General features: G+C 70.6%; 9 protein-coding genes. 4 read left to right on the forward strand and 5 right to left on the reverse strand.

What is annotated here, in order from left to right; genetic code table 11:
- Positions 1–150: 150 nt before the first annotated feature.
- From ACZ60M_RS23685 to ACZ60M_RS23695, 3 genes are all read left to right on the forward strand, one after another.
- Complete coding sequence (locus tag ACZ60M_RS23685; protein WP_465421427.1) at positions 151–975, forward strand: NAD(P)H-binding protein; 825 nt, start codon at positions 151–153, stop codon at positions 973–975.
- Positions 976–1,265: 290 nt separating this feature from the next.
- Entirely contained in the window at positions 1,266–2,423 is a 1,158-nt protein-coding gene (locus ACZ60M_RS23690; protein WP_465421429.1) for a S1 family peptidase, read from the forward strand.
- A 171-nt stretch (positions 2,424–2,594) separates the two neighbouring features.
- Positions 2,595–3,413, forward strand: coding sequence for an intradiol ring-cleavage dioxygenase (locus ACZ60M_RS23695; protein ID WP_465421431.1), 819 nt, complete (start codon positions 2,595–2,597; stop codon positions 3,411–3,413).
- Positions 3,414–3,417: 4 nt separating this feature from the next.
- On the opposite strand, the gene ACZ60M_RS23700 is transcribed toward ACZ60M_RS23695, so the two are convergent.
- The 4 genes from ACZ60M_RS23700 to ACZ60M_RS23715 all read right to left on the reverse strand — a co-directional run bounded on the left by ACZ60M_RS23700 (position 3,418) and on the right by ACZ60M_RS23715 (position 8,593).
- Positions 3,418–4,335: a DMT family transporter gene (locus ACZ60M_RS23700; protein WP_465421433.1), complete on the reverse strand. Its 918-nt coding sequence runs from the start codon at positions 4,333–4,335 to the stop codon at positions 3,418–3,420.
- Between the two features lie 114 nt (positions 4,336–4,449).
- Positions 4,450–5,577, reverse strand: a complete 1,128-nt coding sequence (locus ACZ60M_RS23705; protein WP_465421435.1) for a DNA glycosylase AlkZ-like family protein — start codon at positions 5,575–5,577, stop codon at positions 4,450–4,452.
- Between the two features lie 315 nt (positions 5,578–5,892).
- Entirely contained in the window at positions 5,893–7,437 is a 1,545-nt protein-coding gene (locus tag ACZ60M_RS23710; protein WP_465421436.1) for a gamma-glutamyltransferase family protein, read from the reverse strand.
- 109 nt (positions 7,438–7,546) lie between these two features.
- A complete protein-coding gene (locus ACZ60M_RS23715; RefSeq protein WP_465421437.1) occupies positions 7,547–8,593 on the reverse strand; it encodes a tetratricopeptide repeat protein in 1,047 nt (348 codons plus the stop codon).
- Positions 8,594–8,875: 282 nt separating this feature from the next.
- Between ACZ60M_RS23715 and ACZ60M_RS23720 the strand changes: the two genes are divergently transcribed.
- Entirely contained in the window at positions 8,876–10,012 is a 1,137-nt protein-coding gene (locus ACZ60M_RS23720; RefSeq protein WP_465421439.1) for a hypothetical protein, read from the forward strand.
- Here the strand turns inward: ACZ60M_RS23720 and ACZ60M_RS23725 are convergent.
- Complete coding sequence (locus tag ACZ60M_RS23725; protein WP_465421441.1) at positions 10,009–10,671, reverse strand: DUF998 domain-containing protein; 663 nt, start codon at positions 10,669–10,671, stop codon at positions 10,009–10,011. The two genes, ACZ60M_RS23720 and ACZ60M_RS23725, sit on opposite strands and share 4 nt — an antisense overlap.
- Between the last annotated feature and the right edge of the window lie 255 nt (positions 10,672–10,926).

Genomic DNA, 10,926 nt, shown 5'->3' on the forward strand with positions numbered 1-10,926 from the left:
CGCGCGGGCGCCGCGCCGCCGCCCGCGCCCCACCGAGCCCAGCACGCCACCTCCTGAGAAAACTCCGCGACCCTACTGGAACAGATCATTCCGCTCTGCTATTATTGGAACATGACATTCCGTTCCGGATTTTCGAAGAAGGAGAACCCCATGCGCATCCTCGTCACCGGCGCCACCGGCACCGTCGGCCGCAACGTCATCGAGCAGCTCACCGCCCGCGACGCCGACGTCCAGATCCGCGCCCTCACCCGCAACCCCGAAGCGGCCCTTCCCGAAGGCGTCGAGACCGTCATCGGCGACCTCGCCTCCCCCGACACCCTCGCCGACGCCTTCAAAGACGTCGACGCCGTCCACTTCATCAACTTCGCGGGCGACGCGAACGCCCCGCTGCCCGACCCCGCCGCGCTCGTCGCCCTCGCCGAGCAGGCCGGCGTCCGCCGCGCCACCGTCCTCGCGGGCATCGCGACCGGCCCGCTCGAACAGGCCCTCACCGCCAGCGCGATCGAGACGGCCTACCTCCACCCGGTCGAGTTCATGTCGAACACGCTCATGTGGTGGGCCGGCCCGGTCAAGGCCGAGGGCGCGATCCGCGAGCCCTTCGGCGACAGGGTCAGCGCGATGGTCCACCCCGCCGACATCGGCGCAGTCGCGGCGACCGTGCTGCTCGAGGGCGGGTACGACGGGCAGACGCTGGTCATCACCGGCCCCGAGGCCGTCGGGATCAAGGAGAAGGTCGCGATCCTCGCCGAGGCGGTCGGCCGCGGGATCGCGTTCGTCGAGCTCACCGTCGAGGAGGCGCGCGCGAAGTGGGCCGGGGAGGGCATGAACGAGCACCTCATCGCGTTCCTCGTTGAGGCCCTGGGGAACACGCCCGTGGAGGGCAGGACGGTGTCGGACACGGTCGAGCGGGTCACCGGGCGCCCGGCGCGGAGCTTCGCGTCGTGGGCGGCCGAGCACGCCGAGGCCTTCCGTTAATTCAGCGAATCCCGCAGGGGCGCAGCCGCAAACGTGCGGATGCGCCCCTTTTGGCCGCTAATTCTGGGAATTCACAGGGTAATTGACATTCCTGAAACAATGCACCACTTCGGTTGATATTCACTGAATTACTTGCATCTTTAACTTTTTTCGGTTTGGCCCTAGTCTCCTTGTATGGCACGGCTCACCATCAACTCGGTTCCGTCCGCAACCAGCGGGCGCCGCCGGCCTGCCATGGCGGTCGCCTCCCCGTCGGCCGTCGATGCCCCCACCCGAAAGGCATGCATCACATGAATCGCCAACGCGCGCTTGCGGTCACCGCTGCCGGCGCCATCGCCACCGCTCTCTCACTGGCGGCCGGGGCCGCCCCGGCCTCGGCCGAGATCCTCGACGCCAAGGCCGAACAGGCCCGCGCCGACCTCACCGGCAACGTCTCCCAGGGCCTGATCGACGAGCTCCAGGACACGTTCGGGCTCACCGAGGCCGAGGCGTACGACCGCCTCGCCGTCGAGGACGTCGCCGCCGACCTCCTCGAGGAGGTCCCGGCCGACCTCGACGGTTCCTATGCGGGCCTGTGGGTCTCGGAGGACGCCGACGAGATCTTCGTCGCGACCACCGACGCCGCCGACACCGCCGGGCTGCGCGCCGAAGGCGCCACCCCGGTCCTCGTCGAGCACGACCTGGACGCGCTCGAAGACGCCGCCGGGGCGCTCAAGTTCATCGAGTCCGAGGGCTACTACGGCAACTACGTCGACGTCGTGGCGAACACGCTCGTCATCGAGGCCGCCGACGCAGGCACCGCCGCCGACGTGATCGAGGCCGCCGGGATCGACCCGTCGCTCGTCACCGTCGACGCGGCAGCCGAAGCGCCGCAGCCGTTCTTCGTGCGCGGCGGCGACTCGTACATCGTCGAGGACTCGTGGCGCTGCTCGGTGGGCTTCTCGGTCCGCCAGGGCACGACCCCCGGCTTCGTCACCGCCGGCCACTGCGGCTCCGCGGGCGACGCGGTCACCAGCGGCGAGGCGGCCCCCGGCACGTTCCGCAGCTCCTCCTTCCCTGGCAACGACCGCGCCTGGGTCGCCGTGGGCACCAGCGAAGTCCTGTACGACGACGTGAACCTGTACTCGGGCACCCGCGACGTCGCCAACTCGACGGTCGCCGCCGTCGGCTCCTCCGTCTGCCGCTCCGGTTCGACCACCGGCTGGCACTGCGGGACCGTGCAGGCGTTCAACCAGACCGTGAACTACGCCGAGGGCAGCGTCTCCGGGCTCACCCGCACCAACGTGTGCGCCGAGCCGGGCGACTCGGGCGGCTCGTTCATCACCGGCAACAGCGCGCAGGGCATGACCTCCGGCGGCTCGGGCAACTGCACCTCCGGCGGCACGACCTACTTCCAGCCGGTCAACGAGGCCCTGAGCACCTGGGGCCTGACGCTCGTCACCAGCTAGACACCGCATCACCTTGGGGGCCTTCCGGAAGGGAGGCCCCCTCCTTCGAGTTCCCCCACTGTTCACAATGAACGCGTTCCGCCCGGGTGCATGCGACCGAACCTCAAAGTCTGCTCATAATGCGCTGAAAGGTCTGGTTTCATCATATATCGAAGTTCTACGATCTCCCGCATGACCGATACTGCCAACAGCAAGTTCACCCGCCGGACCGCGCTCACTGTCGGCGGTGCCGCCGCAGGCGTCGCGGGCGTCGGGCTCGCCACCTACAGCGCCAGCGCCCAGCCGCCCGGCCGCCCCGGCCAGCAGCCCACCGCCACCGCCAGCGCGGCCCCGACCACGGCCCTCCCGGACGACACCTGCGTGCTCACCACCGAGATGACCGAAGGCCCGTACTACCTCGAGTCGACCCAGCGCGCCGACATCACCGAAGGCAAGCCCGGCGCCCCGCTCACCCTCCGCGTCACGGTCCTCAACGCCGCGACCTGCGCGGTCCTCCCGAACGCCGCCGTCGAGATCTGGCACTGCGACCAGTGGGGCTACTACTCCGGGTTCACCGGCAACAGCCCCGGCGGTTCCGTCCCGCCCGAGGACGGCATCGGCGACGAGAACACGTTCCTGCGCGGGTACGTCCTCTCGAACGCCTCCGGCGTCGCCGAGCTCACCAGCATCTTCCCCGGCTGGTACCAGGGCCGGTGCTGCCACATCCACGTCAAGGTCCACACCGGCGGCACGGTCGGCTCGGACGGCGGCTACGAAGGCGGCTCCGAACTCCACACCGGACAGTTCTTCTTCGACGACACCACGGTCGCCGCCGTCTACGCCACCGCCCCGTACAACCAGCACGGCGGCGACTGGCTCACCCTCGACGAGGACGGCATCTACGACGGGGGCGGCGCCGCCAGCGGCCTGCTCACCCTGACCGCGAACGACGTGAACGACCCGGCAGCAGGGCACGTCGGGACCATCACCGTCGGCGTCCAGACCAGCTAGCTAGCTAGGACCCCTCGGAGGCCCCGGCCGCTTCGTGCGCGCCGGGGCCTTCCTCCTTGCCCCGCAACGCACCCACGTAGACGCCGGCGAGGATGAGCGGCGCGCCGACCAGCAGCGACACGGTCAGCGGCTCGTCGTCGAGCCACGCCGACACGCCGATCGCCACCAGCGGGATCACCACGAACACGTACGCCGCGCGCGACGCGCCCCACCGCTGGATCACCGTCAGGTACAGGACGAACGTCAGCACCGAGCCCGCGACGACCACGTACGCCAGCGCCCACCACGTGTCGCTGACCTCCGGCAGCACCCACCGGTCCCCCGCCGCGAGCGAACCGGCGAACAGCAGCACCGCCGCGGCCGCCATGCCGACCGCGTTCATCGTCACGGGGTGGACCTTCGGCAGCCGCTTCACGAGCACCGCCGACTCCGCGAACGACAGGACGGCGCCCAGCGCGGCCAGCAGGACCGGGACCGGCACGTCGGCGCGCAGCGGCGCCTGCGACACGACCGCGACGCCAGCGACGGCCACGAGCGTCCCGGTCAGCGCGGCCGTATGGAACCGTTCCTGGCCCTGGGCGACGGCGAGCAGCAGCGCGGCCAGCGGCACGAGCGCGAGGAGGGTCTGGCCCAGCCCTGCGTGGAGGTAGACGAGGGCGTAGTACGCGAGCGAGAACGACACCCCGAAGTTGAGCACCCCGAACACGACCGTCCCGGCGAGGGCCTTCCCGCGCGGGAAGCGCAGCCGCAGGACGGCCATAACGGCCAGGAGCAGGAGCGCGGCGGTGCCGAACCGCAGCGACGCGCCCCACAGCGGGTCGAGCTCGCGGTTGCTGAACCTGATGCCGACGGCGTTGCCGCCTGCGAGGAGGGTCGCGCCTGCGAAGGCGGCGAGTGCGGCCCGGTCGCGGGTGGGCTGCATACCTTCCACGATAGGCCCGGACCAGCAGGTCAGGGGCCGGAAACCGAGGTCAGGAAGCAGGGTCCGGACGCAGGCTCGGGAACCAGGCTCGGGAACCAGGCTCGGGAACCGGGGTCAGCGCGCGAGCGGCTGCACTTCGGCCTTCCAGCGGACCTCGGCGTTCACCCACGCAGCGGCGCGGTCGACGGCGGCGTGCAGGTGCTCGCGGTCGGCGCGGGCGTCGTCCCACTGCACGGCCTCCACGACGAGCTCGCCGTTGCTGCGGCGCAGCGCGACCCGCCCCGGCAGGTCGGAGCCGACGAACACCGGCAGGCAGTAGTAGCCGAAGGTCCGCTGCGGCTCGGGCACGTAGATCTCGATCTTCCAGCCGTGGCCCCACAGGCGATCCATGCGCTCGCGCAGCCACACCAGCTGGTCGAACATCGAGACGGCGACCGCGTTCTCGGCGCCGGTGAGGCGGGTGCGGCGCACCTGCGGGTCGATCCAGGCGCGGCCCTTCCAGCCTTCGACGCTCACCTGCTCGGTCTCGAGCTCGCGGAGCACCCGCTCGGTGTCGGCGATCTTGAGGCGGAAGTAGTCGGCGACGTCCTTGGTGGTGCCCACGCCGAGGTTGCGCAGGGCGGTGGACACCATGTGGCGCAGGCAGTCCTCGTCGTCGGCGTCCCACAGGTGCTCGGCGGGGATGGCCTGGTCGGCGAGCTGGTAGACGCGTTTGAAGCCGATCCGGTGCGTGCAGGCGACCTCGCCGAACCAGAGCAGCCGCTCGACGGCGTGCTTGTGGTCGGTGCGGTGGTTCCAGCTGTCGCCCATGTCGCCGGTGCCCCGGTCCCGGTGCATCGCACCGGAAGGGAAGTCGGAGACGGTGATCGCGCCGCGCTCGGCGAGCAGCGCGAGCACCTCCGCTTCGGCGACGGCCAGCGAGTCGTCCTGGTACCGGTCGCGCCAGGCCCGGCGGCGGCGGGCGAGGTACGGCCAGGCGGAGACGGGCAGCAGCGACATGGCGTGCGCCCAGTACTCGAACGCGACCGGGTTGCGGCGGCGCTCCAGGCTCCGCACGGCCTCGTCGACGTCGAGGTCCCGGGCGAGCAGCGTCAGCTCGTGCGCGCGGCGCACCGCCGAGATCGTGTCGAGCTGGATGCAGCCCAGGCGCTCGAGCACGGTCTTGAAGCGGGTCGCCTTGGGCCGCAACTGCGCGGCGATAGCGATCCTGCGGGCCTCGGCAAGCCGCAACGACTCAGGCACAGATCCGGTCCTCTCCAGGCAATACGACGGTCACCCCCGACCGTACAACCGCCCACCGACAACCCGCCCCACCGAGCGCCGAGCGCCGAGCGCCGAGCGCCGAGCGCCGAGCGCCGAGCGCCGAGCGCCGAGCGCCGAGCGCCGAAGGATCATCACACCTGCCCAGCGCCCGACCACACGCTCGCGAGCTGCGACAACGCCCGAATGTCGCACCCGTATGGGACCGTGGTCTTTTTCGGTTGGTCGGAGGCGGATGCGGGTGGGAAGGGGCACGCCCTACGCCCGCAGCGCGGGCGCCGCGCGCCGCCCGACGCGCTAGTTCGGCGCGACCGCCACCGTCCCCGTCTCCGCCCGCGGGTCCGCCGCGCCCTCCGCGTGCCCGGCCTCGTCGACCTCGATCAGGTGCGCGTGCCCGAAACCGCTCCCGGCCTCGGCCTCCGCCACCGCGAACCCGCGCTCGCGCAAGCCGTCCGCCCAGGCCTCCGGCCCGCCCGCCTCCAGCTCCACGTCGATCTCGTGCCCGCCCGTCCAAGTCCCGAACCCGGTCTCGCCCGGATGCAGCCGCCACCGCGCCGCACCCACCGCGGCCTCGACCGACTCGCCCCCGTGCAGCACCCGCGCGATCAGCTGCGCCACGATCTGCGGCTGCGAATCGCCGCCCATCGACCCGGCCACCAGCCGCAGCGACCCGTCCGCCCGCGTCACCAGCGCCGGCACCAGCGTGTGCGGCGGCCGCTTCCCCGGCCCGAACTCGGCCGGGTGCCCCGGCTCCAGGCTGAACCCGGTCCCCCGGTTCTGCAGCCCGATCCCCGTGCGCGGCTCGAACAGCCACGTCCCGAACCCGGCCGCGTTCGACTGGATATACGAGACGCCCATCCCGTTCCCGTCGAGCACCGCCATATAAGTAGTCCCGCCAGCAGCCTGACGCACCGGCACGTCGGCCTTCCGCTCCGCGCTGATCCGCGCCGCCCGCTCCCCGGCCGCCGCCAGCAGATCCGCCACGTCCGCGCCCTCGAACAACCGCTCCGGCCGGTCGTACCCGGCCTGCCGCGACGCCTCCACCAGGTAATGCGCCCACAGCGGGTCGCCCGCGTCGACCGGCGGCTCCAGCCGGTCCGCGATCGACAGCGCGAGCAGCAGCAGGTACCCCTGCGAGTTCGGCGCCGCCGACCACACCCGGTGCCCGAACGCCTCGACGCTCAACGGCTCCTCCCAGTCCGCTTGGGACGCAGCCAGATCCGCCTCGCTGAACAATCCGCCGCCCAGCTCGACGAGCCCCTGCCCGAAGTCGCCCAGGTAGAACCCGTCACGCCCGCCCTCAGCGGCCGCGCGCAGCGCCCCGGCCGTCCGCTCCCGCCGCACCGTCGACCCCGCTTCAAGCCCGACGAGGTCTTCCGCGCCCGCCACGCCCTCGATCGTCTTGCCCGCCTTGGCGAGCATCGCCGTCGCAGGCCAACCGCCCGACGCGAGCGCGATCGCCGGAGCCAGCAGCTCGGCCATCGGCCGCGTCCCGTACCGCTCGTGCAGCGCGAACCAGCCGTCCACGCAACCGGGCACGGTCGTCGACCGCAGATCGTTCCGGAACGGCATCACCGCATGCCCCTCGGCCCGCAGCCCCTCAGCGTCCGCGCCGGAACCGGCCCGGCCCGAAGCGTTCAGGTACGCGGGCACCGGCTCGCCCGGCACGTGGACCAGCGCGAACAGGTCGCCGCCGAGCCCGCACAGGTGCGGGGCCACCACGGTCAGGGCTGCACCCGCCGCGATCGCGGCATCCACAGCATTGCCGCCGCCCGCGAGCACCTCGCGCCCGATACCGCTGACGAGCGGATCGACCGAACACACCACACCCTGATCGACCACGGGGCCTCCTTCTGCACAGAGCGGGCCGTGCCCGCCGGGGAATCGAACACGCCGAACCGCAGGTCCGAGCACTGACAGACTACCTTGCCGGTCGGCAAGTAGAAATTGGCTAGCTGTCGGTCCCGAACGCCCGCCGACCCGAGACCTGCGCCGCCCGCCAGTACCACTCCACGTACCCGCCGATGATCAGCGCCAGCAACCCCAAGTGCTGCAACGCGCTCAGCTCGCCCCGCACCACCAGGCACATAACCCCGGACACCAGCAGCGTCCGAGCGACCGCCCCCGCGAAGAACCCGCGCCGCCCCGCGCCCACCAGATCCCTGCGGCACACCGCAGGCAGCGCCCGCAGCGAAAGAGCCCACCAGCCCACGTAAAACAGCCCGAACGCCCCGAACACCACCCCGGCAGCCGGCCAAGGCGTAGGGAAGATCCAATCGATCACGTTGAGCAGCAAAGCAGCCCGGAGCACCCGCTCGTACCAGCGCCACGACCACCGCCGCAACGCCACCTCGTACACCGACTCCGCACCCGCTTCGGCAGTCTCCCAAGCGACCCGGACCCCGGCGCTCAACCGCCCGCGCGTCTGCAGGATCTCCGCGAGGTCGTCCCGCACCGCCGGATCGCCAGGCTCGAGCTCCAACGCCCGCACGTAATGCGCCTGGGCCCGCTTGTGCCGCAGGTGATGGTCGTAGATCCGCCCCGCCGTGTGCTGCACCCACGCGTCGTCGGGCGAGCGCTCCAGCGCCTGCTCCACCAGCTCCCGCGTCTTCGCGAACTCCTGGTCGATGTACCGGTACCAGGCCAGCTGCATGTAGTACCGGCCGTTGTCCGGCGTCAGCTCCACCGCCCGCCACATCGAATCCGTCGCCTCGTCCGCCCGACCCAGCTCGAACAGCACGTTCGCGCGCAGCCAGTGCGCGTCCGGGTTCTCCGGCTCCTCCTCGACCGCCCGCACCGCCCACGCGAGCGCGTCCTCCTGCCGCTCGTCCAGGTGCAGGCACCAGGCCAGCAGCAGCTGCGAGACCGAACCGGCCCCGTACTTCCCGATGCCCTTCTCCAGGACGTCGGCGGCCTCCCCGTACCGGTCCTTGTCGATCAGCTCCCGCGCCCGGCCCTCCACCGCACCGGAGATGAACCCGGGCCAGGTCTTGTTCACCGCCTGCAGGACTCGCCCGCGCGCACGCGGAGAAGGGACCTTCGGCAGTTCGGCGGCATCGCTCATTCCCGACTCCAGATCGCTCGGGGGACACGTGAAACGGCACAGTTGACGGGACGACGGCGAAACCCTGGGACTCGGACCGCGTGCCGGTGCTCACGACAGGTGCTTTTGTCTCCCGGCGCCCTTAGCATAGAGGTGGACCGCGTCCACCTGTACGGCCAAGTCTCTTGTACCGTGGAGTGACTGCGGTGGGGACGAGAGGAAAGATCGGAACTGGTCATGGAAGAGCCGACACAGCCTGCTGACTCAGCCGGGCCGATCTCGTCGACGGTGCACCGCTGGCGGCGCCTCGCGGTCCGGCACGACCTCGAGTGGAGCGAACTCCTGCTCATCGCGTTGAACCTGTACGGGTTGCGCGGCAACAACTCTGAAGGCATGCGCCTGCGCCTGAACTCCGAAGACGAAGAGTTCATGCTGGTCCTGCCCGCTGACCGCGCCACGTCGCCGTTCAGCCTCCGCGCCCACGTCGACCCCTCCTCGCCCCAGCACGGGCTGAGCGAGCTGTGCGTCGACGGCACGCCCGTCGCCGAGATCATCGAAGCCGAACCCGGCGAAGAGGTCCGCGGCTACCTCCGCGCCGACGGCACCGCCGCGACCCTGCTCCTGCAGACCGGCATCGAATCACCCGAACTGGTGAAGTGCTACCGGGACCTGTTGGAGGCCTTGGCCTCCGACCTCGCCGACGACGGCGAGCAGCACCTCTTCGATGAGGTCACCCTCTCCGCGGGCGGCGTCCACGACGAGAACCTCGTCGTCGAGCACCTCGTCGCGGTCCGCGAGGCGATGACCGCCGAAGGGCTTCCTGAGACGACGACGCTCGGCGTCCTCACCCCGGCCCTCCACAGCCAGACCGCCTTCGCGGAACTGGCAGCGAAAGTGGGGCCGGTCCTGCTCTTCCTGACCACCGAGACCTTCCAGGACGACAGTCCCGCAGCGGAAGCCGAGCCGACGGTCCCTGAGGACGCCGCGGCCGCCGACCCGCTGGTCCCGGCTACGAGCCACCAGTCCGAGCGTCTCTCCGAGATCCTCGCCGCCGCACGCGAAGCCGGTCACCGGACCTCCTTCACGTACACCGTCGGCAGCGAACCGCTCGACGAGATGCGCGCCTGGCTCCTGCCACTCGCCGAGCAGACCACCATGTGGCCCTCGCTCACGATCCTCCCGGCGGAAACGCCCGTGGACGACTCGCAGCACGTGGCCGCGCCCGACGAACGCCTCGACTTCTTCCTCGAAGCCCGGCGCCTCCTCGAGCAGATCTTCGCCCCCACCCAGCTTCGCCCGCAACCGTGGCGCTGCTACCGGGGACTCTGGTACCGCCAACACGCCGGCGAACACCTCGACGGCCCGTACGTCTAAACACTCCGGCGGTACACCTTCCAACCGAGCCATGCATACCAGGCGAGCACCCAGGTCAGCCAGAGGCGCTGGGTCAGTCCTGCGACCCCTTCGTTGGCCGCGGTCGTCAGTTCGTCGAACGACGCGAAGTAGTTCCCCATGAGCACCAACGTGACCGGCGCCGCGACATAAGCCGTCAACGTGCCGAACCGTCGCCACTCCTCCTTGCCCCGCAAGTAGAGCCCCAGGAGCAGGAACGTGACGATCGCCAACTGGAACGACAGAGCCACCCCAAGAAAGTGCAGGCCCGGCGACTCCAGATCGAACAATCCGATCAGCGCGAGCCCGATCGCCATGAGGCCGACCCCCGCCTTGGCCGACCTTCGCAACCACCGGTTCCCGCCTTTGAACGCCCGGTGGAACCCGATCGCCCCGACCCCGAACAGGATGCCGCTCAACACGAACGCCGAGTTCATGTAGGGCGCAGTGCCGCCCATCCCGAGTCCGCTGACCGGTTGTGTGATGTTCGAGTACGGCTCGATGCGATCGCCGCCGATCGTGTACCCGTCGCTGATGAAGCTGAGAACGATCCAGGCCAGGGTGAACACGACCCCGCCGGCAACGGCACCGAGCGCCAACAGCCCGGCTGAACCGGGCACGGCAAATCTTCGAATGGGCATGGCAGGCACTGCCTTCCGCTGAGAGGTGAGCGGCACCGGCCAGGCTCGCACGGCGCTCGCTAGGGTGAACTCCGTTGTACCAGTGACGGGCACCACAGCGCAAGTCCTCATCGTCCTCAGGGCACGCAAAAAAGCGCCCCACCGCAATGCGGTGGGGCGCTTCTATAAGTTAATGTTTGGCGGTGTCCTGCTCTCCCACACCCTCTCGAGTGCAGTACCATCGGCGCTGGAAGCCGTAACGACCGGGTTCGGAAT

It is taken from the genome of Glycomyces sp. NPDC050141, assembly GCF_055586545.1.